Source organism: Streptomyces sp. WMMC1477, from assembly GCF_027460245.1.
In the GTDB taxonomy this organism is placed as follows: domain Bacteria; phylum Actinomycetota; class Actinomycetes; order Streptomycetales; family Streptomycetaceae; genus Streptomyces.
Genome location: NZ_JAPZBD010000003.1, coordinates 242,712 through 264,026, shown reverse-complemented (window position 1 = coordinate 264,026; position 21,315 = coordinate 242,712). Strand labels below are relative to the sequence as shown.

Annotated in this window: 17 protein-coding genes and 1 CRISPR repeat array; of the genes, 15 read left to right on the top strand and 2 right to left on the bottom strand. The window is 72.6% G+C overall.

Annotation, left to right across the window (positions count from 1 at the left end; all coding sequences use genetic code 11):
- The first annotated feature begins 23 nt into the window (after positions 1 to 23).
- From O7609_RS01660 to prcA, 3 genes are all read left to right on the top strand, one after another.
- Positions 24 to 242: a ubiquitin-like protein Pup gene (locus O7609_RS01660; RefSeq protein ID WP_219092640.1), complete on the top strand. Its 219-nt coding sequence runs from the start codon at positions 24 to 26 to the stop codon at positions 240 to 242.
- Between the two features lie 290 nt (positions 243 to 532).
- Positions 533 to 1,378 carry a proteasome subunit beta gene (gene prcB, locus O7609_RS01655; protein WP_269733122.1) on the top strand — a complete coding sequence of 282 codons (846 nt, stop codon included), beginning with the start codon at positions 533 to 535 and terminating at the stop codon, positions 1,376 to 1,378.
- Between the two features lie 24 nt (positions 1,379 to 1,402).
- Positions 1,403 to 2,269 carry a proteasome subunit alpha gene (gene prcA / locus O7609_RS01650; RefSeq protein WP_269742970.1) on the top strand — a complete coding sequence of 289 codons (867 nt, stop codon included), beginning with the start codon at positions 1,403 to 1,405 and terminating at the stop codon, positions 2,267 to 2,269.
- Between the two features lie 122 nt (positions 2,270 to 2,391).
- Here prcA and O7609_RS01645 read toward each other — a convergent pair whose 3' ends face one another.
- Complete coding sequence (locus tag O7609_RS01645; protein ID WP_269742969.1) at positions 2,392 to 3,429, bottom strand: LacI family DNA-binding transcriptional regulator; 1,038 nt, start codon at positions 3,427 to 3,429, stop codon at positions 2,392 to 2,394.
- Positions 3,430 to 3,609: 180 nt separating this feature from the next.
- On the opposite strand from O7609_RS01645, the gene O7609_RS01640 reads away from it, so the two are divergent.
- The 10 genes from O7609_RS01640 to O7609_RS01595 all read left to right on the top strand — a co-directional run bounded on the left by O7609_RS01640 (position 3,610) and on the right by O7609_RS01595 (position 14,757).
- On the top strand, positions 3,610 to 4,905 hold the full coding sequence (locus O7609_RS01640) for an MFS transporter (RefSeq protein WP_269742968.1): 1,296 nt from the start codon (positions 3,610 to 3,612) through the stop codon (positions 4,903 to 4,905).
- Positions 4,906 to 4,914: 9 nt separating this feature from the next.
- The gene (gene pafA, locus O7609_RS01635; RefSeq protein WP_219092635.1) at positions 4,915 to 6,276 is read left to right on the top strand and encodes a Pup--protein ligase; all 1,362 of its coding nucleotides are present in this window, start codon (positions 4,915 to 4,917) and stop codon (positions 6,274 to 6,276) included.
- A 114-nt stretch (positions 6,277 to 6,390) separates the two neighbouring features.
- Entirely contained in the window at positions 6,391 to 7,401 is a 1,011-nt protein-coding gene (locus O7609_RS01630) for an FKBP-type peptidyl-prolyl cis-trans isomerase (protein ID WP_269742967.1), read from the top strand.
- Between the two features lie 47 nt (positions 7,402 to 7,448).
- Positions 7,449 to 7,823, top strand: coding sequence for an FKBP-type peptidyl-prolyl cis-trans isomerase (locus O7609_RS01625; RefSeq protein WP_269733117.1), 375 nt, complete (start codon positions 7,449 to 7,451; stop codon positions 7,821 to 7,823).
- Positions 7,824 to 8,007: 184 nt separating this feature from the next.
- Positions 8,008 to 8,961: a helix-turn-helix transcriptional regulator gene (locus O7609_RS01620; RefSeq protein WP_269733116.1), complete on the top strand. Its 954-nt coding sequence runs from the start codon at positions 8,008 to 8,010 to the stop codon at positions 8,959 to 8,961.
- Between the two features lie 13 nt (positions 8,962 to 8,974).
- The gene (locus O7609_RS01615; RefSeq protein ID WP_269733115.1) at positions 8,975 to 9,934 is read left to right on the top strand and encodes a helix-turn-helix transcriptional regulator; all 960 of its coding nucleotides are present in this window, start codon (positions 8,975 to 8,977) and stop codon (positions 9,932 to 9,934) included.
- Positions 9,935 to 10,032: 98 nt separating this feature from the next.
- Positions 10,033 to 10,236, top strand: a complete 204-nt coding sequence (locus O7609_RS01610; RefSeq protein WP_219092630.1) for a hypothetical protein — start codon at positions 10,033 to 10,035, stop codon at positions 10,234 to 10,236.
- A 213-nt stretch (positions 10,237 to 10,449) separates the two neighbouring features.
- Positions 10,450 to 10,737, top strand: coding sequence for a Sec-independent protein translocase subunit TatA (gene tatA / locus O7609_RS01605; protein ID WP_269733114.1), 288 nt, complete (start codon positions 10,450 to 10,452; stop codon positions 10,735 to 10,737).
- 131 nt (positions 10,738 to 10,868) lie between these two features.
- Positions 10,869 to 11,798 carry a twin-arginine translocase subunit TatC gene (gene tatC, locus O7609_RS01600; RefSeq protein ID WP_269742966.1) on the top strand — a complete coding sequence of 310 codons (930 nt, stop codon included), beginning with the start codon at positions 10,869 to 10,871 and terminating at the stop codon, positions 11,796 to 11,798.
- Between the two features lie 145 nt (positions 11,799 to 11,943).
- Positions 11,944 to 14,757 (top strand): DEAD/DEAH box helicase, encoded by a 2,814-nt coding sequence (locus tag O7609_RS01595; RefSeq protein ID WP_269733112.1) that lies wholly within the window; start codon positions 11,944 to 11,946, stop codon positions 14,755 to 14,757.
- 92 nt (positions 14,758 to 14,849) lie between these two features.
- Here the strand turns inward: O7609_RS01595 and O7609_RS01590 are convergent, their stop codons facing one another.
- Positions 14,850 to 15,755 (bottom strand): 5'-3' exonuclease, encoded by a 906-nt coding sequence (locus tag O7609_RS01590; RefSeq protein ID WP_269744296.1) that lies wholly within the window; start codon positions 15,753 to 15,755, stop codon positions 14,850 to 14,852.
- Between the two features lie 87 nt (positions 15,756 to 15,842).
- On the opposite strand from O7609_RS01590, the gene O7609_RS01585 reads away from it, so the two are divergent.
- Together O7609_RS01585 and O7609_RS01580 are read left to right on the top strand one after the other, a co-directional pair.
- Complete coding sequence (locus O7609_RS01585; protein ID WP_269742965.1) at positions 15,843 to 16,598, top strand: helical backbone metal receptor; 756 nt, start codon at positions 15,843 to 15,845, stop codon at positions 16,596 to 16,598.
- Between the two features lie 169 nt (positions 16,599 to 16,767).
- Positions 16,768 to 18,077: direct repeats of the CRISPR family, unit length 29 nt; unit sequence CGGAACACCCCCGCTCGCGCGGGGACCAC.
- Between the two features lie 132 nt (positions 18,078 to 18,209).
- On the top strand, positions 18,210 to 21,140 hold the full coding sequence (locus tag O7609_RS01580; RefSeq protein ID WP_269742964.1) for a CRISPR-associated endonuclease Cas3'': 2,931 nt from the start codon (positions 18,210 to 18,212) through the stop codon (positions 21,138 to 21,140).
- Positions 21,141 to 21,315: the final 175 nt, after the last annotated feature.

Sequence of the window (21,315 nt, the reverse complement as noted above, 5' to 3'; positions counted from 1 at the left end):
CGAATCGGAGCGGGGTGAGGTACGTGGCGACCAAGGACACCGGCGGCGGACAGCAGAAGGCCACCCGGACGACGGAGGAGACCGAGGAGCAGGCGCAGGACGCCCAGGTCTCGGAGGAGCTCAAGGAGCGCCAGGAGGCGCTGTCGGACGACGTGGACTCCGTTCTGGACGAGATCGACGACGTCCTGGAGGAGAACGCCGAGGATTTCGTGCGGTCGTTCGTCCAGAAGGGCGGCGAGTAGGAGGCCGGTCCGGCACGCCCGGCCGTGCCGGATGGGCGTGCGGCGGCGCTGCCGCCGCGGCGCCGGGCTTCCCGGCGCCGCGGGGGCGCGCCGCCCGCCGCCACGCTCCCGGCCGGACACGCGAACCGCTTTCCGGCTCCGCCCGGTTCCCCGGGAACTCATGTGGATCGCGATCATGCGCCGGGTAGGGTCCGGGGAGTGCCGCTCCGGCGACGGTCCGGTACCCGGCACACATGCACAGAGGGACCCGGCGCGCCGCGCCGGGCGAACGCCAACCCGGAAGGAAACGCGTGGAAGCCAACACTCGTAGCACCGGGCGTCTGCCGGCTGCCTTCCTGACGCCCGGCTCGTCCTCGTTCCTGGACTTCCTGGCCGAGCACGCGCCGGACCAGCTCCCCGGCAACCGGCCGCTGCCCCCGGTGCAGGGGGCCGTGGAAGCGCCCCACGGCACGACGATCGTCGCGGTGACGTTCCCCGGCGGCGTGGTGCTCGCCGGTGACCGCCGGGCGACGATGGGCAACATGATCGCGCAGCGCGACATCGAGAAGGTGTTCCCGGCCGACGAGTACTCGGCGGTGGGCATCGCGGGGACGGCCGGGCTGGCGGTCGAGATGGTCAAGCTCTTCCAGCTGGAGCTGGAGCACTTCGAGAAGGTGGAGGGGACGCAGCTCTCGCTGGAGGGCAAGGCGAACCGGCTCTCCGCGATGATCCGCGGCCACCTGGGCATGGCCATGCAGGGGCTGGCCGTCGTCCCGCTGTTCGCCGGGTACGACCAGGAGCGGCGCAGGGGGCGCGTCTTCTCGTACGACGTGACCGGCGGCCGCTCCGAGGAGCCGGGCTTCGCGGCCGTGGGCTCGGGTTCGGTGTTCGCCCGGGGCTCGCTGAAGAAGCTGCACCGCGCCGACCTCTCCGAGCGGGAGGCGTCCACCGTCGTCGTCCAGGCGCTCTACGACGCCGCCGACGACGACTCGGCCACCGGCGGCCCCGACCTCGTGCGGCGGATCTACCCGGTCGTCGCGGTTATCAACGACGAGGGCTACCGGCGGCTGACCGAGGCGGAGGTCTCCGAGCTCGCCCGGGCCGTCCACGAAGGCCGTCTGCAATACCCCGACGGGCCCCAGGCCCCGGTTCTCTAAGCCCAGGAAGGAACGGGAACGCCGGTGTCCACACCGTTCTACGTCTCACCCCAGCAGGCCATGGCCGACCGTGCGGAGTACGCCCGCAAGGGCATCGCGCGGGGCCGCAGCGTGGTCGTGCTGCAGTACGCCGACGGCATCGTGTTCGTCGCCGAGAACCCCTCGCGCGCCCTGCACAAGGTCAGCGAGATCTACGACCGCATCGCCTTCGCGGCGGTCGGCAAGTACAACGAGTTCGAGAACCTGCGCATCGGCGGCGTGCGCTACGCCGACCTGCGCGGCTACACCTACGACCGCGACGACGTGACGGCCCGCGGGCTGGCGAACGTCTACGCCCAGACGCTGGGCACGATCTTCTCCAGCGCGGGGGAGAAGCCCTACGAGGTGGAGCTGATCGTCGCGGAGGTGGGCGCCGCCCCGCAGGACGACCAGATCTACCGGCTGCCGCACGACGGCTCGATCGTCGACGAGCACGGCTCGGTCGCGGTGGGCGGCAACTCCGACCAGATCGGCACCTACCTCGGCAGCCGCCAGCGCGACGACATGACGCTGGGTGAGGCCCTGCGGCTGGCCGTCGAGGCGCTCGGCCGCGACAGCAACGGCAGCGAGCGCACCCTCACGGCCGACCAGCTGGAGGTCGCCGTCCTGGACCGCGGCCGCCCGCAGCAGCGCAAGTTCCGGCGCGTTCTCGGCAGCAGGCTCACCGAGCTGCTGGAGCGGCCCGCGGCGGAGGCGGGCGAGGCGGCCGGAAGCGCGTCGAGCACCGGGGAGTCCGGGGGCGAGCCGGGCCGGGGTTCCTCGTCCTCGGGGTCCTCGGACTCCTCCGGCTCTTCGGGGTCCTCGGGGTCCTCGGGGTCCTCGGGGGCCTCCGAGGACGACGACGCGAGCTGACGCCACGCCCCGCCCCTCGGGTGCGGGCCGGAGACGGCGGTGCCCCGGCGGTCACGACCGCCGGGGCACCGCCGTCTCCGGCCCGCGTTCCCCGTCGGGGCCGAGGGTGCAGGCGGCAGCCCTCAGCGGGCCGTGCAGGGCCCGGAGGAGCCCCGGGGGACGAGCTGGACGGGCAGTACCGCGGCCTCCGGCGTCCGGCCGTCCAGCACGGCGAGTAGCGCCCGCATGCCGGCCGCGCCCAGCTCCTCACCGGGCAGCCGCACGGTGGTCAGCTCCGGCTCGACGGCGGTGGCCAGCGCCAGGTCGTCGAAGCCGGTCACCGAGACGTCCTGGGGGATGCGCAGACCCAGGCGCCGGGCGGCCTTGCAGGCGCCGGCGGCCAGCAGGTCGTCGTCGCAGACGAGGGCGGTGGGCCGGGGGGAGGCCGCCAGGAGCCGCTCGGCGGCGTGCAGCCCGCCGGTGACGGTGAGCTCGGGTGCGGCCGTGCGGGTCAGCCGGACGGCCCGCTCCCGCCCCGCCGCCCGGGCCACGGCCGTGTCCAGGGCCCGGGCGCGCTGGTCGAAGGTCCAGCTCGCGATGCCCGCCGTCAGATGGGCCAGATGCCGGTGGCCCAGGCCGAGGAGGTGCTCGGCCGTCTGCCGCATGCCGTCGGCCAGGTCCGGGTTGACGGTCGCGGCGGTGGCGGGCTCGTCGGGTGCGCCCGGGCCGCTGTCGAGCATGACGAGGGGCAGCCCGTCGTGGCGCAGCGCGCTGAGCGCCTCGGCCGCCATGGAGGAGGCGAGGACGCCGTCCAGGCTGGTCCGCGCGGACTCGAACGGGTCCCGGGCGGGGCCGATGCCCTCGGGCGAGGGGTACAGGACGACGCCGACGTCGTGTTCGGCGGCCACCCGGGCCGCGCCGGTGTAGACGCGGGCGAAGAACTCGTTGGTGAGGGCGGGGACGACGAGCAGCGCGGTGCGGGTGCGTCCCAGCCGCAGGCTGCGGGCGGTGAGGTTGGGGCGGTAGCCCAGCTCCCGGGCGGCCGCGCGCACGCTCTCGGCGGTGGCGGGCGAGACCCGGCCGGGCCACTTGTCCCGCAGGACGAGGGAGACCGTCGCCTGGGACACCCCGGCCGTCCTGGCGACGTCGCGGCTGGTCGGCCGGTGGCGGGCAGCGGTCACGGCGCGATTCTCCGTCCTGGGCCGCGCGGGCCCGGCCGACCTGTCGGGATGGACTCGTGGACAGCGGCCATGGTACGTATGACGCCGTCACGTTATACGTAAAACTGATCAGGCGCTCGTCCCGTGGACCCCGCGCACCGGCGAGACATCAGCGAGACCTCAGCGAGAAGGAGCCGCCCCATGGCGACGGGCTACGCCGAGCTGCTGCGCGCCAGACACGCGGTACGGCTCCTCACCGGAACGCTCGTCGGACGGCTGCCGAACGCCACCGCCCACATCGCCATCGTGCTCTTCTCCCGGGCCGAGGGCGCGAGCTACACCCTCGCCGGGGTCCTGGCCACCGTCTACGGTCTCGCCACCGCCGTAGGGCAGCCGCTCCTGGGCCGCGCCGTCGACCTGTACGGCCAGCTCCGGGTCATGCTGCCCGCCGCCGTGGTCTCGGCGCTCGGCATGGCCGCCTTCGCCGCCCTCGGCATCGAGCCGCTGCCCGCCGCGCTCGCCGCCGTCCTCGTGGCCGGCGTCTTCACCCCGCCGCTGGAGGGCGGACTGCGGGCGCTGTGGCCCAGCGTCCTGCGCGACCGGCGACGGGTGCACACGGCCTACGCGCTGGACTCGGTGGCCCAGGAGGTCATGTTCACCGTCGGGCCGCTCCTGGTGACGCTGGCGGTCGCGCTGTGGTCGGAGGCCGGTGCCCTGCTCGTCATCAACGCCGTCGGGGTGCTCGGCGCACTGTCCGTCGTCGTCTCCCCGCCCTCCCGGGCCTGGCGCAGCGAGCCCCGGGAAGCGCACTGGCTGGGTGCCCTGCGCTCGTCCGGGCTCCTCGCGCTGCTCGGTTCGTTCCTGTGCGTCGGCGTCTCGCTCGGCTCGATCACCGTGGCCGCCGTGGCCTACGCCGACGAGGTGGGCGGCGGTGACCTCGTCTACGCGCTGATCATGTCCGGCATCGGCTTCGGCGCGCTGGTGGGCGGCCTCGCCTACGGCGCCCGGCCCTGGCCCGGCGGCCCGGAGGGGCGGCTGCGCGCCCTGTCCGGCCTGCTGGCACTGGGCTACCTCCCGCTGGCCCTGGTGCCGGGCCCGGTCGCGATGACCGTCCTCGCGTGCGGGGCCGGGCTCTTCCTGGCCCCTGCCCTGACCTGCGCCTTCGTCGTCGTCGACCGGCACGCGCCGAGCGGCACGGTCACCGAGGCGTTCTCCTGGCTGGTGACCGTCTTCGGGGTGGGCGCGGCACTGGGGACTGCTGTCGTGGGACCGGCGATCGAGTGGGGCGGCTCCGCGGGCGGGTTCCTCGTCCCCGGGGCCGGCGGACTGGCGGCCTTCGCGGTGCTGGCGTTCACCCGGCGGGCCCTGGAGAGCCCGGCGCGGGCGGTCCCGGGCCCGGCGGCCGTCGGCCCCTCACCGTCACCCCAGGTGACCGGCGGAGAAAATGATCGGAACGGTGCGGCGGATCCCGGTTTCAGATCGGGGCATCAGGCGTAATGTTCACTCATGGATCGCCGAATCTTCGGGCTGGAGAACGAGTACGGCGTCACATGTACGTTCCGGGGTCAGCGGCGGCTGTCCCCTGACGAGGTGGCGCGGTACCTCTTCCGCCGTGTCGTGTCCTGGGGCCGCAGCAGCAACGTCTTCCTTCGTAACGGTGCCCGTCTCTACCTCGACGTGGGTTCGCACCCGGAGTACGCCACTCCGGAGTGCGACAGCGTGGTCGAACTGGTCACCCACGACAAGGCCGGTGAGCGGATCCTCGAGGGGCTGCTCGTCGACGCCGAACGCCGCCTGCACGAGGAGGGCATCGCCGGCGACGTCTACCTGTTCAAGAACAACACCGACTCCGCCGGGAACTCCTACGGCTGCCACGAGAACTACCTCGTGGCCCGGCACGGGGAGTTCTCCCGCCTCGCGGACGTGCTGATCCCCTTCCTCGTCACGCGGCAGCTCGTCTGCGGTGCGGGCAAGGTGCTCCAGACACCGCGCGGCGCCGTGTACTGCGTGAGCCAGCGTGCCGAGCACATCTGGGAGGGCGTCAGCTCGGCGACGACCCGCTCGCGCCCCATCATCAACACCCGCGACGAGCCGCACGCCGACGCCGAGCGCTACCGCAGGCTGCACGTCATCGTCGGCGACTCCAACATGTCCGAGACGACGATGCTGCTCAAGGTCGGCGCGACGGACCTGGTGCTGCGGATGATCGAGGCCGGCACCGTGATGCGGGACCTCACCCTGGAGAACCCGATCCGGGCCATCCGCGAGGTGAGCCACGACATCACCGGCCAGCGCAAGGTGCGCCTGGCCAGCGGCCGGGAGGCCTCGGCCCTGGAGATCCAGCAGGAGTACTTCGACAAGGCCGCCGACTTCTGCGACCGCCGGGGCATCCGCACCGGCCTGGTCGAACAGGTGCTGGAGCTGTGGGGGCGGGCGCTGGAGGCCGTCCGCACCCAGGAGCTGGACCGGGTCGACACCGAGATCGACTGGGTGATGAAGTACCGGCTCCTGGAGCGGTACCGGGCCAAGCACGACCTCACCATGTCGCACCCCCGGGTCGCGCAGATAGACCTCGCCTACCACGACATCCACCGCCGTCGGGGCCTCTACTACCTGCTGGAGCGCAAGGGGCAGGCCAAACGGGTGTGCGACGACCTCAAGATCTTCGAGGCCAAGTCGGTGCCCCCGCAGACCACCCGCGCCCGGCTCCGCGGCGACTTCATCCGCCGCGCGCAGGAGCAGCGGCGGGACTTCACGGTGGACTGGGTCCACCTCAAGCTGAACGACCAGGCCCAGCGCACCGTGCTGTGCAAGGACCCGTTCCGTGCGGTGGACGAGCGGGTGGAGAAGCTGATCGCCGGGATGTAGCCGACGAGTTCGTCCGGGCCGGGCCGGACCGCGCACACCACGGGTGCACGGTCCGGCCCGGCCCGTAGAGTGGCGCGCACTGGAATGCACCCCCCAACCCGAACGAGGTCCGACGTGCGCCGACGATCCGTACTGCTTGCCCTCCCTGCCGGTCTGCTCTCCCTCGCCGCCTGCGGTGACGACGGTGACGGAGGCGGCGGCGAGGCGGACGACGTGAGCCCGAGCCCCAGCGCCACGGACGGGAGCCCGGAGCCGGCGCCCACGGGGAAGATCGTCGACGGCCCCCTCCCGGAGATCACCAAGGGCAAGAAGTTCGGCGAGAAGCCCACCGTGGCCAAGGGGACCGGCGATCCGTCCTCCGACATCGCCGTGCAGGTGCGCGTGGCCGGGTCGGGCGCCACCGTTGCCCAGGGCGACTACATGGAGTTCGACTACCTCGGCCAGATCTGGGACACCGCCGAGGTGTTCGACAACTCCTACGACCGCGGCAGGCCGGCCGTCTCCCAGATCGGCGTCGGCCGGCTCATCCCCGCCTGGGACCAGGTGCTCGTCGGCAAGAAGGTGGGCGACCGCGTCCAGCTCGCCATCCCGCCGAAGTACGGCTACGGCGAGACCGGTCAGCCGCAGGCGGGCATCGAGGGCGACGACACGCTCGTCTTCGTCGTGGACGTCGTCCAGGCGTACAACGGCAAGAGCTCCGCGCAGGGCACCGAGGTGGCCCAGGACAACGTGGACCTGCCGAAGGTCGGGACGAACACCGACGGCAAGGCGCCCGCCATCACGCTTCCCGAGGGCGCGGAGCCGCCGAAGGAGCTCGTGTCCACCTACGTCCTGGAGGGCGAGGGCCACGAGGTCGCCGAGACCGACGCGGTGCTCGTCCAGTACAAGGGCGTGCTGTGGGACGGTGGCAAGGAGTTCGACTCCACCTACACCCGCGAGGCGCTCGCGCAGTTCAGCCTCGACCGGGTCGTCCCCGGCTGGCGGCAGGGCCTGACCGGAAAGAAGACGGGCAGCAGGGTGCTGATCGTCGTCCCGCCGGACCTGGGTTACGGTGATCAGGGCACGGGCGACATCCCGGGCGGGGCCACGCTCGTCTTCAGCGTGGACATCCTCGCCACCGTCTGACGCCCCCCACTGGGCATCCGCCCGTCAATTTCTCAAGGAGCAGTTTCGTGAACATCGACAAGCCGGAGGTCGACTTCCCCGAGGGCGAGCCGCCGGCCGAGCTGGAGTCCGTCGACATCTGGGAGGGCGACGGCCCGGAGGCCAAGGCCGGGGACACCGTCTCCGTGCACTACGTGGGCGTCTCCTTCAGCACCGGCGAGGAGTTCGACGCCTCCTGGAACCGCGGCAAGCCGCTGCAGTTCCAGCTCGGCATCGGCCAGGTCATCCCCGGCTGGGACCAGGGTGTGCAGGGCATGAAGGTCGGCGGCCGCCGTCGGCTCACCATCCCGCCGCACCTCGCCTACGGCGAGCACGGCGCGGGCGGCGGCCGGATCGCCCCCAACGAGACGCTGATCTTCGTCTGCGACCTCGTCGGCGTCTGACCCCGCGTCCGGGCCCGGCTCTGACGCGGCGACAGAACGCCCTCGACGGCCGGTCCGTTCCCCGCCCCCGGGCGGGGAACGGACCGGCCGTCCGCCGTTCGGTCACCCGTCCGGCGGCGTTTGGCCTCCGCGCTCACGGAGCGGTACCGTCATCGCTCGGGAGCGGGGTAGAGAGAGGGCGTCGATGGCCATTGCCAAGGCCGAGCGGCTGATGAACCTGGCGCTGTGCCTGCTGGGGACGCGCCGGCCGCTGACCAAGCGCGAGCTGCGGTCCACGATCGAGGCCTACCTGGAGGCCGCGAGCGACGAGGCCTTCAACCGCATGTTCGAGCGTGACAAGGACGACCTGCGGGAACTCGGCCTGATCATCGACACCGTCGAGAACGTCGACGGCGACGCCGCCTACCAGGCCCGCCGCGACCTCAACCAGCTTCCGCCGATCACCCTCGACCCGGCCGAGGCCGCCGCCCTGGGGCTGGCCGCCCGGGTCTGGCAGCAGGCCCGGCTGGCCGGAGCCGCCAGCGGCGCGCTGCAGAAGCTGCGCGCCGCCGGGATGCCGCTCACCGAGGACGTCCACGGCACCTCCGGCGCCCTGGAGCCCCGCATCCCGGCGCAGGACGCCGCCTTCGAGCCGCTCATGCTGGCCTGCCGCGACCGCCGCCCGGTCGTCTTCCACTACCGCAAGGCCACCGAGGTCCACCCCGCGAAGCGGCAGGTCGAGCCGTGGATCCTGGAGTGCTGGCGCGGCCACTGGTACCTGGCCGGCTGGGACCGGGACCGGCGCGCGGAGCGCGTCTTCCGCCTCTCGCGGATCACCGGCCCCGTCCGCTCCCGGGCGGGCGCGTACACCGCGCCGGTCCCGGACCAGGTCCGCGTCCGGGAGACCGTCGAGCGCTGGGCGGGGGAGAGCGCCACCGCCACCGCCCGCATCCGGCTCCGCCAGGGCTGCGGCTACCCGCTGCGCGCCCGGGCCACCGAGGCCCGGGACACCGGGGACGGCTGGGAGGAGCTGGAGATTCCCTATGGGCACGGGCTGGACGCCTGGCTCGCGGAGTTCGGCCCCGACGTCGTCGTCCTGGAGCCGGACGAGCTGCGGGCGGACGTCGTCGACCGGCTGCGCGCCGTCGCCAAGGGCTGAGGAGAGCGACACCATGGCCACCAACGCCATCGACCAGACCCGGCGCATGCTCTCGCTGGTCACCTATCTGCGCGAGCGCCCCGGCGCCCGGGTGCCGGACGTCGCCCGCGCCTTCGGCATCACCTCCGACGAGCTGATCTCCGACCTCCAGGTCCTGCCCATGTGCGGCACCAGCTTCCGCGGCGGCGACCTGCTGGACATCGACACCGACGGCGAGCACATCTGGTGGCACAACGCCGAGGCCGTCGACTCCGGCGGTAAGCCGCTGCGCCTGGCGGCCGACGAGGCGACCGCGCTGCTGGTGGCCGCCCGTGCCGTCGCCACCCTGCCCGGGCTGCGCGAGGGCGACCGGCAGGCCCTGCTGCGGGCGACCGCCAAGCTGGAGGAGGCCGCGGGCGAGAACGCCCGGGCCAGCTCCCGTCTGACGGTCACCTTCGAGTCGGAGGGCGGCGTCTTCGCGGACGTCGACCGCGCCCTGGCCGAGCGACGCCGGCTGTGGTTGCGCTACTACTCCCCGGCCCGCGACGAGCTGACCGAGCGGGAGGTCGACCCGATCCGGCTGTTCGTCGTCGGCCGCACCTACCTGGAGGCCTGGTGCCGGCTCTCCGAGGCCCGCCGGACGTTCCGGCTGGACCGGGTCGCGGAGATCCGGCTGCTCGACCAGGCGGCCGACCCGCCCCCGGTGACGCCGCGCGACCTGTCCGAGGGCCTGGTGCAGCCGGCCGCCGAGGACCCGGAGGTCGTCGTCGAGGTGGGCCCGCGCGGCCGGTGGGTGGCCGAGTACTGGCCCCACGACAGCGCCGAGGAACTGCCCGACGGCGGGCTGCGGATCACCTTGCGCACACCGGACCCGGCCTCGCTGCGCCGGCTGGCGCTGCGGCTCGGCGCCGACGGGCGCATCGTCTCCCCGCCGGAGCTGGCCGACAGCGCCCGCGGCGCGGCCGGCGCCGCGCTGGCCGCCTACGGGGGCTGAGGCCCGGGGCGGCGCGGGGTCACCGCCCTGAGCGGTACCGCCACGTGAGCGGGCCCGGGCCGGACGCGGGCCGCCGGGGGTGCACTACGCTCGCCCCCATGCTCTGGCCCATGTTCTTCGTCGCGCTCGCCTTCTGCGGAACAGCCGTGCTGGGGGTGCTCGCCGTCCGGGTGGCGGTCGAGGTCCGCAGGTTGTCGCGCGCGGTGGGCGACAGCGCGGAGCGGATCACGCGGGCCACCGAGGAGCTGGAGCGGGCCGCGCTGCCGCTGGCCGCCCGCACCGGTTCCGTCCCGCCGCGCTGACCGGCGGCCGGGCGGCCGAGCCCGCGGGGCCGGGGGGAGCCGGGGCCCGCGCCGGGAGCCGGGCGGCGGGCGAGCCGCAACCGGTCCGTCGCGCGGGCATTGCCGGGGGTTCACCCCCGAGCGTTACCATGGCCTCTCGGACGGTGTGGTGGAATCGCGAACGACCACCACACCGGAACGTAGTCGTGGCCTCGGCGGAAAAGGTAGGCACTCATGCCCGGTAACATCGGCGTCTGGCAGCTCCTGATCATCATTGGTCTGGTCGTGCTGCTGTTCGGTGCCAAGCGGCTCCCCGACACCGCCCGCGCCCTCGGCAAGTCGATGCGGATCCTCAAGAGCGAGGCTTCGCAGATGAAGAAGGACGGCGACAAGGGCGACAAGGACAAGGACGCCGGCCGCGCCGAGTCCGCGGAGTCCGCCCCGCGCACCATCCAGGCCGCCCCCGGCGACGTCACCAGCTCCCGGCCCGTCGAGGAGCCCAGGCACACCTCGCAGAGCTGAGCGCGCTCCGCGTCACACCTGGCCCGGCGCCGACGCGATGTCGGCCCGGCGGCTTCTCGACACCCCTCGACGAGGGACCGGTTCCGGCAGGCGAGCCCCGGTGGCCGCTGCCCATGAGATGAGGACGTGGGTTGCTCAAGTCCGCCCGCAACAAGGCACCCAAGGACCCCGAGGGGCGGATGCCTCTTGTCGAACACCTGCGCGAGCTGCGTAATCGCCTCGTCAAGGCGCTCCTGGCCATCGTGCCGCTGATGATCGCCGCGATGTTCTTCGCCAAGGACATCGGCGAGTTCATCACCGACCCGGTGCCGGTCTGTGAGACGGAGGCCGAGGCGGCGGCCATGGACCGGCCCTGCCCGATCCTCGCGCAGACGGGCCTGACCTCGCCCTTCACCACGTACGTCAAGGTCTCGCTCATCGCCGCCCTGGTCGCCGCGGCGCCCGTGTGGCTGTACCAGATGTGGGCGTTCCTGGCGCCGGGTCTGCACCGGAACGAGAAGAAGTACGCCCTGTCGGTCGTCGCCGCGGGCACCCCGCTCTTCCTGACCGGTGCGCTCCTCGCGCACTGGATCCTGCCGCACGCCATCCCCGTCCTGCTGAACTTCAGCATGGACGGAACGATGAACATCATCACCGTCGACGACATGATCGACATCTCGGTGAAGCTCGTCGTGGCCTTCGGCCTCGCCTTCCAGCTGCCGCTGATCCTGATTCTGCTGAACATCGGCGGCGTCCTCACCGGGAAGCGCATGTTCGGCTGGTGGCGCGCGATGGTGCTGTGCATCTCGCTCTTCTCCGCCATGGTCACGCCCACCGACCCGCTCTCCATGGTCGCTCTCGCGGCCCCGATCACCACCCTGTACTTCGCCGCCGTCGGCTTCTCCCTCCTCAACGACCGGCGCCGGGCGTCCCGGGACCGGGACGTGGGGCTCGCGGACGACGAGGCGTCCGAGCTCGACCTCGCCCCCGAGCCCGTCACGGCCAGCTCCCTGCTGCCCGAGCAGTCCGACGGCGCACCGCGCGACGGCGGACCGCGCGGCGGCTTCGACGACGCCACCTGACGAGAGCGCCGGGCGTGCCCGCGGCCGGACGCGCCGGCGCGGGCCGGGTGCGGGAGGCGGGCGGGGTGCCGTGCAGCCGGGCCTGGGTGCGGGCCGATGAAATGATCGCGCGCTGTCAGCGTCGGCCGGTAGGCTCGGAGACACGATGAGCGAGGACATGTCCCCTGCTGAGCGTTACGCCGCCGCGCGCCTGCGGGCCGCCGAGGAGGCCACCGCGCTCGCACCCTTCCGAGAGATGTACGACTTCGAGCTGGACCCGTTCCAGCTCGACGCCTGCCGGGCACTGGAGGCCGGCAAGGGTGTCCTGGTGGCCGCGCCCACCGGCTCCGGCAAGACGATCGTCGGCGAGTTCGCCGTCCACCTGGCCCTCACGCAGGGCCGCAAGTGCTTCTACACCACGCCGATCAAGGCGCTGTCCAACCAGAAGTTCTCGGACCTGGCGCGCCGGTACGGGTCCGACAAGGTCGGGCTGCTGACCGGCGACAACAGCATCAACGCCGAGGCCCCGGTCGTCGTCATGACCACCGAGGTCCTGCGCAACATGCTCTACGCGGGTTCCCAGACGCTGCGGGGGCTCGGCCACGTGGTGATGGACGAGGTGCACTACCTCTCCGACCGCTTCCGCGGCGCGGTCTGGGAGGAGGTCATCATCCACCTCCCCGACTCGGTGACGCTGGTGTCCCTCTCGGCCACCGTGTCCAACGCCGAGGAGTTCGGGGACTGGCTCGACACCGTCCGCGGCGACACCCAGGTGATCGTCTCCGAGCACCGGCCGGTCCCGCTGTGGCAGCACGTGCTCGCCGGGCGCCGCCTCTACGACCTCTTCGAGGAGAAGTCCGGCAGACGGGCCGTCAACCCCGACCTCGTCCGCATGGTGCGGATGGAGAACAGCCGCCCGAACGGGCTGCGCGACCGGCGCGGGCCCAGGCGGGAGGCCGACCGGGAGCGCGAGCGCCGCCAGCGGCGCCGGATCTGGATTCCCAGCCGTCCCGAGGTCATCGACAAGCTCGACGCCGAGGGCCTGCTGCCCGCCATCACGTTCATCTTCAGCCGGGCCGGCTGCGAGGCCGCCGTGCAGCAGTGCCTCGTCGCCGGGCTGCGGCTCAACGACGCCGCCGCCCAGGCCAGGGTGCGGCAGATCGTCGAGGAGCGCACCGCCGCCATCCCCGACGAGGACCTGCACGTCCTCGGGTACTTCGAGTGGCTGGAAGGCCTCCAGCGGGGCATCGCCGCCCACCACGCGGGCATGCTCCCCACCTTCAAGGAAGTCGTCGAGGAGCTGTTCGTCCAGGGTCTGGTCAAGGCGGTCTTCGCCACCGAGACGCTCGCCCTGGGCATCAACATGCCCGCCCGCTCCGTGGTGCTGGAGAAGCTCGTCAAGTGGAACGGCGAGCAGCACGCCGACATCACCCCCGGCGAGTACACCCAGCTCACCGGGCGCGCCGGGCGGCGCGGCATCGACATCGAGGGCCACGCCGTGGTGCTGTGGCAGCGCGGCATGGACCCGGAGGCCGTCGCCGGGCTCGCCGGGACGCGCACCTACCCGCTGCGCTCGTCCTTCAAGCCCTCGTACAACATGGCCGTCAACCTCGTCGAGCAGTTCGGTCGGCACCGCAGCCGCGAGCTGCTGGAGACGTCCTTCGCCCAGTTCCAGGCCGACCGCTCCGTGGTGGGCATCTCGCGCCAGGTCCAGCGCAACGAGGAGGGCCTGGAGGGCTACAAGGAGTCCATGACCTGCCACCTCGGGGACTTCGCCGAGTACGGGCGGCTGCGCCGGGAGCTCAAGGACCGCGAGACCGAACTCGCCAAGCAGGGCGCCGCCCAGCGCCGGGCCCAGGCCTCCGCCGCCCTGGAGAAACTGCGGCCGGGCGACATCATCCACGTGCCCACGGGCAAGTTCGCGGGGCTCGCGCTCGTGCTGGACCCCGGCGCGCCGGGCGGACGCACCCCCGGCCACCGGCAGTTCGACCACCACGACGGCCCGCGGCCCCTCGTCCTCACGGCACAGCGGCAGGTCAAGCGGCTGGCGGGCATCGACTTCCCCGTCCCGGTCGAGGCGCTGGACCGCATGCGCATCCCCAAGTCGTTCAACCCGCGCAGCCCCCAGTCGCGCCGGGACCTCGCCAGCGCCCTGCGCACCAGGGCCGGGGCGGCCGGGTACGACGGGAAGCCCTCCCACCGCCGCGGGCGGCAGCGCTCGGCCGCGCACGACGACGCCGAGATCACCCGGCTGCGCACCGCCATCCGCCGCCACCCCTGCCACGGCTGCGACGAGCGCGAGGACCACGCCCGCTGGGCCGAGCGCTACTACCGGCTCAAGCGGGACACCCGCCAGCTGGAACGCCGCATCGAGGGCCGCACCAACACCATCGCCCGCACCTTCGACCGCGTCTACGCGCTGCTCTCGGACCTGGAGTACCTGGACGGCGACAAGGTCACCGAGGACGGCAAGCGGCTGGCCCGGCTCTACGGCGAGCTGGACCTGCTGGCCGCCGAGTGCCTTCGGGAAAGCGTGTGGGAGGGGCTGCCGCCCTCCGAGCTGGCCGCCTGCGCCTCGGCCCTGGTGTACGAGGCGCGCACGCCCGACGACGCCCTGCCGCCCGCCCTGCCCGGCGGCCGCGCCAAGGCGGCGCTGGGGGAGATGGTCCGCATCTGGGGCCGGCTGGACGCCCTGGAGGAGCAGCACGCCGTCAGCCAGACCGAGGGCGTGGGCCAGCGCGAACCCGACCTCGGCTTCGCCTGGCCCGCCTACCAGTGGGCCGAGGGGCACGGCCTCGACGCGGTGCTGCGCGAGGCGGACATGCCCGCGGGCGACTTCGTGCGCTGGTGCAAGCAGGTCATCGACGTCCTGGGGCAGCTCGCCGCCGCCGCGCCGGAGTCCTCCACCGTCCGGCGCAATGCCCGCAAGGCGGTGGACTCGATGCTGCGCGGCGTCGTCGCCTACTCCTCCGTCGGCTGACCTGCTCCACCGTGGTCCGGCGGGCCGGCCGGCCGGACCACGGGCCGCGGGGCGTACCTCCGTGGCCCGCTGTCCCGCGCGCTCCGCCCGGCTCAGCGGGGCAGGACGGCCAGCAGCCGCTCCAGGGAGCCGCCCAGCCCCCAGCGCTCGGCCAGTTCCTCCAGCCGCTCCGGATCCCTCGGCCCGGCGGGCAGGGCGGCGTCGAACTCCGGCAGCGCGACGTCGTCCGCCACCCGCACCACCGTCGGGGCGACGGCGAGGTAGGGCATGGCCTCGTTCAGCTTCCGCCGCTGTGTGGGCGTCACGCCCGAACGCGGGTCCTCGGCCGCCGCCAGGATGCCCGGGAGGTCCCCGTGCGCCGCGATCAGCCGGGCGGCCGTCTTCTCCCCGATGCCCGGCACCCCCGGCAGCCCGTCGCTCGGGTCGCCGCGCAGCAGCGCCAGGACCGCGTAACCGGGCCCGTCGACGCCGTACTTGTCGCGCAGGGCCGCCTCGTCGAACGCGGCGAGCGTGCCCATGCCCTTGACCGGGTACAGCACCCGCACGCCGCGGGCGTCGTCGATGAGCTGGAAGAGGTCCCGGTCGCCGGTGACGATGTCGACCGGGCCGCGGGCGCGGGCGGTGAGCGTGCCGATGACGTCGTCCGCCTCGTAACCGGCGGCTCCGGCGCGGGCGATGCCCAGCGCGTCCAGCACCTCCTCGATGACGGGGACCTGCGGCGCCAGCGTGTCCGGCACGACCTCCTCGTCCGCCCCGGCCGGATGCTCCTCGGCGACGCGGTGCGCCTTGTACGAGGGGATCAGCTCAACCCGCCAGGCCGGCCGCCAGTCCTCGTCCATGCAGGCCACCAGCTCGCCCGGAGCATGGTCCCGCACCAGCCGGGCGATGAAGTCGAGCAGACCGCGCACGGCGTTCACCGGCGTGCCGTCCGGGGCCCTGACGGACTCGGGTACGCCGAAGTAGGCGCGGAAGTACAGGGATGCGGTGTCGAGGAGCATCAAGCGTCGCGTGGTCACACCCCGATGATGCCGCAGCCCGCCGACAGCGCCCCTGACCCGGGGGCGCGCGGCTCGTAGGCTGGCCGCATGGAAGCCCCGCGCACGCACGTCAGCCGAGTCGTCTCCCTCGTCCCCTCGCTCACCGAGGCGGTGGCGCACACCGCTCCGGGACTGCTCGTCGGCGCCACGGACTGGTGCACCCACCCCGAGGGGCTGGAGGTGGCGCGCGTCGGCGGCACGAAGAACCCGGACACCGCCCGGATCGCCGCCCTCGCACCGGACCTCGTCCTCGCCAACGAGGAGGAGAACCGCCCGGCCGACCTGGCGGAGCTGCGCCGGGCCGGGCTGCGGGTGCTGGTCACCGAGATCCGCTGCCTGGACCAGGGCTTCCGCGAGCTGGAGCGGGCGCTCGTCGACGGCTGCGGGCTGCCGCGCCCGGCCTGGCTGGACGACGCCCAGGCGGCCTGGCGGGACGCCCGGGACCGATGGGACCGCGTACGGCCCCTCCGGGCGATCGTGCCGATCTGGCGCAAACCGTGGATGGTGCTCGGGCGCGACACCTTCGCCGGGGACGTGCTGGCCGCGCTGGGCGTGGAGCACGTCCACGCCGCCCACCCGGAGCGCTACCCGCGCTTTCCGCTCGCCGAACTCGTCGCGGAGGACGCCGATGTGGTGGTCCTGCCCGACGAGCCCTACCGCTTCACCGCCACGGACGGGCCGGAGTGCTTCCCGCAGCCCGCCGCCCTGGTGAGCGGCCGTCACCTCACCTGGTACGGCCCGTCGCTGACCGAGGCGCCCGCCGTGCTCGACGCCGCGCTCAGGGAGGCGCTCGGCCGACGGTGACGCCCGCGGCCGGCGCGGGCCTCGCGCCCTCCCGCAGCGGCCTCGACGAACGCGGCCATGACCCGGTGGCACGTGCCCGCCCTAGCTGGGGGCAGTTTTCCTTTCCTGTTAAGCGCTCCAGCTCGCGCAGAGACCACGGCATCACATGACCGCTCCCACGACTGTGTTCCGGAACACCCCCGCTCGCGCGGGGACCACAGCTGCCAGTGGGAGCAGACCGAGGCACTGTCCGGAACACCCCCGCTCGCGCGGGGACCACGCGGCCATCCGCAGGAGCGGCCACGGGGTGCCCGGAACACCCCCGCTCGCGCGGGGACCACGGTGTGCGGAGGGTCTGCTCCGTCCCGCACACCGGAACACCCCCGCTCGCGCGGGGACCACGGTGTGGAGCGGCCTCTCCCCTCGGCCGGCAGGGGAACACCCCCGCTCGCGCGGGGACCACGAGTCCGAGCTGGTGGTAGTGGCGTACGGCGCCGGAACACCCCCGCTCGCGCGGGGACCACGAGTCCGAGCTGGTGGTAGTGGCGTACGGCGCCGGAACACCCCCGCTCGCGCGGGGACCACTACCCGATCCGGTGCAGCAAGTCCAAGGCCCCGGGAACACCCCCGCTCGCGCGGGGACCACGGCGCGGCGGCCGGGGCGGGGGCGGGCTTCTTCGGAACACCCCCGCTCGCGCGGGGACCACGTACGTCGTCGCCGCCTGGACGACGCCGTACTCGGAACACCCCCGCTCGCGCGGGGACCACGGCGGGGTGGGCGGTGGTGGTCAGGCGGTCGGCGGAACACCCCCGCTCGCGCGGGGACCACGGCGGGGTGGGCGGTGGTGGTCAGGCGGTCGGCGGAACACCCCCGCTCGCGCGGGGACCACCACGCCGTCAAACGTGTGGCCACACTCGGGCGCGGAACACCCCCGCTCGCGCGGGGACCACCAGATCGTGACCGTGTCCTCTAAATGACCGGCCGGAACACCCCCGCTCGCGCGGGGACCACCGCAGGGCGGCCGTGGACGACTCGCCAAGGACCGGAACACCCCCGCTCGCGCGGGGACCACGCCATCGCGGCCGAGGTGACGGACGACGCCGACGGAACACCCCCGCTCGCGCGGGGACCACGCGGCCATTCGCGAGACTCCGCAGGTCAAGGGCGGAACACCCCCGCTCGCGCGGGGACCACTTGAGCGGTAGTGGCGAAAATGCTCGGACCGTCGGAACACCCCCGCTCGCGCGGGGACCACGCGGCGGTTGCTGTGCCATGTCGTGTCCTGTTCGGAACACCCCCGCTCGCGCGGGGACCACCCGCGCTTAGTGGTTCGCCCGCAGGTCGAAGGCGGAACACCCCCGCTCGCGCGGGGACCACTCGCGGAGCCACCGGACCCCGCAACCGATGGCCGGAACACCCCCGCTCGCGCGGGGACCACCCGGCGAGGTCGTAGTCGCCATCGGCGCGGTGCGGAACACCCCCGCTCGCGCGGGGACCACCCTTCCTGACCTGCGAGGTTAGAGAGGATTTGCCATTCCTTGACCATTGCACATCGTCATCACCGTCCCATGGTGTCAGAGGCGTGTGATGGAGTTCCCGTCTCTGACGAAACGCATTGGGGAGGGCATGGCGTGGTCGATGCGCGGCTGTGCGGGAAATCTGAGGGGCTGGTCGAGCCGTACCCCGTCATCGGGCACCTCATCGACTCGGCGATGGTGTGTGGAGCGGTATGGGACGACGTGCTGTCCGAAGGGCAGCGCAACCGGATCGCCAAGGCCTTGGGTTTGGATATGTCAGAGGCGAGACGAGTCGTCATGTTTTGGGCCGGACTGCACGACCTGGGAAAGATCATGCCGCAGTTCCAGGACATGATCCTCAAGGCGAGGTCCGCTCACTGCGGATTCCTCACTGAGGCGGGTTACGCACACGACCGGCAGGCCGATGCCAAAGCCGGTAGAACGCGTCACGAGAACGCCACCCATGCGGCTCTGCCGCAACTGCTGACACAGCTCGGCTACCCGACCACAGGGGGGCGTCTGGCAAAGCTCTTATCAGTGCAGGTGGCCCAGATCCTGGGCGGGCACCATGGGCGTTACCCATCGGACAGCGACCCGCGGGATCTGCATACTCCGCTGGCCCGTATGCCCGAACTCGGCTCCGACGCATGGGCGGAGCAGCGTCAGCAGCACACCGAGGCTCTGTACGAGGTGCTGGGGCGCCCTGCGGTGCCGGACTGCCGTGCGATGCCGCCGATCACAGCAGCCGTGGTCGCCGGGGTGGTGATCGTCTCCGACTGGATCGCCAGCCAGGAGCACGTGATCGAAGCACAGCAGAAGGTGATTGGGGCGCAGAGGAACTTCGGCTCGCTCCCCTCACTCCACGTCCACGCGGACAACGCGGAGCGTATGGCGTCCCCCCTGCTGGAGGAGGCCGGACTGGGACAGGCAGCTTTCAAAATCGGCGGATTCCGTGACCTGTTCCCGCACATCCGGTCGCCCTACCCCCTGCAACTGAGCGTGGCAGAAGGACTGTCGGGCACCAACCTGCAGGAGTCGGGAATCCTGCTGGTGACGGCGCCGACAGGAGACGGTAAGACGGAGACGGCGTTGTACGCCTCGTCGCTGATGGGAACGGCCTGCGGAAGCACTGGGCTGTTCTTCGCCCTGCCCACTCAGGCCACAGCGAACCAGATGTACGGCAGGTTCGTGGCGTTCGCGAAGCAGAACCTGCTGGATCCGGCCCAGCTGACCTTGTTGCACGGTGCGGCCGATCTGCACCTTCCCTATGCCGAGCCGCAGCCTGACAGCGCCGCGGACGCCCCTGAGCCGCGTGTGCTGTCCGACTGCGAACCGGGCGCCGGGCGGGATGCACGGGTCTCCGTCGAGGCGGGGCGCTGGCTGCGCAGCCGCGGGCGGGGCATCCTGGCACCACTGGCTGTCGGCACGATCGATCAGGCCCTGATGGGCGTGCTGCCGCTGAAGCGGAACGCACTGCGGCACCTGGGCCTGTCCGGGAAGACCGTGGTGATCGACGAGGCACACGCCTACGACGCCTACACCCACGCCCTGCTGCTCCGGCTGCTGGAGTGGCTGGGAGCCCTCGGTGTCCCCGTGGTACTGCTGTCCGCCACTCTCACCGGCGACATCGCATGCGGACTGGTGCGTGCCTACCTCACCGGTGCTGAACCTTCCGGCCCCCCACGCGAGGTGCCCGCACCGGCCTACCCGGGGTGGGTCTACGCCTCCGCCCGCAGCGACCTTGTCTTCGAGCCCGCCGAACCGCTCCGCAGCGAAAGGGAACGAAGGCTTGCAGTGGACGTACACCACGTCGCGCATACCTACGAGCCGAATCGCGCCGATGGCCGACTGGCCGCCGTGCTCGACGCGCTCGTAGGTGTGGCTGACGAGGGTGGCTGTGTGGCCGTCATCTGCACCACCGTTGCCGAGGCCCAGCAGACCTACCGGGCCCTCCGCTACCACTACCGCTCCCGCTACGGCGCGGGCTACCTCGGCTGGGACGACCGCTCGGCTGAGGACGGGGAGCGGGAGGATGCCGCGGCCGGCCCCCGACTGCGGCTCCTCCATGCCCGATTCCCCGCACACCGTCGCGCTGAGATCACAGCGGAGGCCGAGAGCTGGTTCGGTCGCACGGACAAGCCCGGAGTGTGCCGGCCGGCCGGTCCTCGCGGGGCCATCCTGGTCGCCACTCAGGTGATCGAGCAGTCCCTCGACCTTGATTTCGACCTGGTGGTGTCCGACCTGGCGCCCATGGCCATGCTGCTGCAACGGGCGGGCCGGGTCTGGCGCCACCTGGAACCGCCACCGCGCCGCCCTGCCTGGGCCAAGGAGCCCCGGCTCGTGGTACTGGCACCCACCGGTAAGGACGGCCATCTGGCTGTGCCGAAGACGTGGGGCGAGGTGTACCAGCTCTCCTTGCTCCAGCGCACCCTGGAACTGCTGGACCAGCGTGGCGGGGTGTCGATCGCAGTCCCCGGTGATGTCCAGTCCTTGGTGGACGGTGTCTACGCGGAGGAGTTTGTCTCCGCGGCCCCCGACAAGCTGATCGAGCGTGACTTCCGACGGCTGGCGGACGACATGGCGCGCAGCGCCATGGCCGACATGGTCGCCCTGCCACCGCCGCACCGTGTCACCTCTCTGCATCCCCTGACCACCAGTGACGCCGACGAGGACCTGGTACGTACGCGGTTGGGGGCCGAGTCCGTCCAGGTGTTACCGGTGTTCGAGAACGAGAACGGCCGGTGGCTGGACGAAGAATGCAGCATCACGTTGCCGGAATCCGGTCGAGGGAGGAAAGGCCGCTTCGCCATGGCTGAGGTCCGCGAGGTGCTCTCCTACGTGGCGCCCCTCGCCCACGGGAGCTGGCGCACGGCGTGCGGACCGGCGAACGAGCCCCCCGCCGCCTGGAGCAAGGAGCCCCGGCTGGCCCGCATCGTCCTCTTGCCACAGCGTATGACGCGCGACGGGGTGGTGGGCACGAACCTGGATGAGTACCGGATCACGTACGACCGCGTGTTGGGGCTGGTCACACAGCGGAAGAATTAAACCACTTCCAACAACGTGAGCTCTCATCTTTTGGAGTTCTCCTGCGCAGGCGCTCCCGCTTGGCTAGGGTTCTTGTGTCGCACGGTGCTCCGGGGACTCGCCGACCCTGCAGCGAGCGGGGTGACGAGTGTGCCAAACCCCCGCTCGCGCGGGGACCAGAGCCTGCGCCGGAACG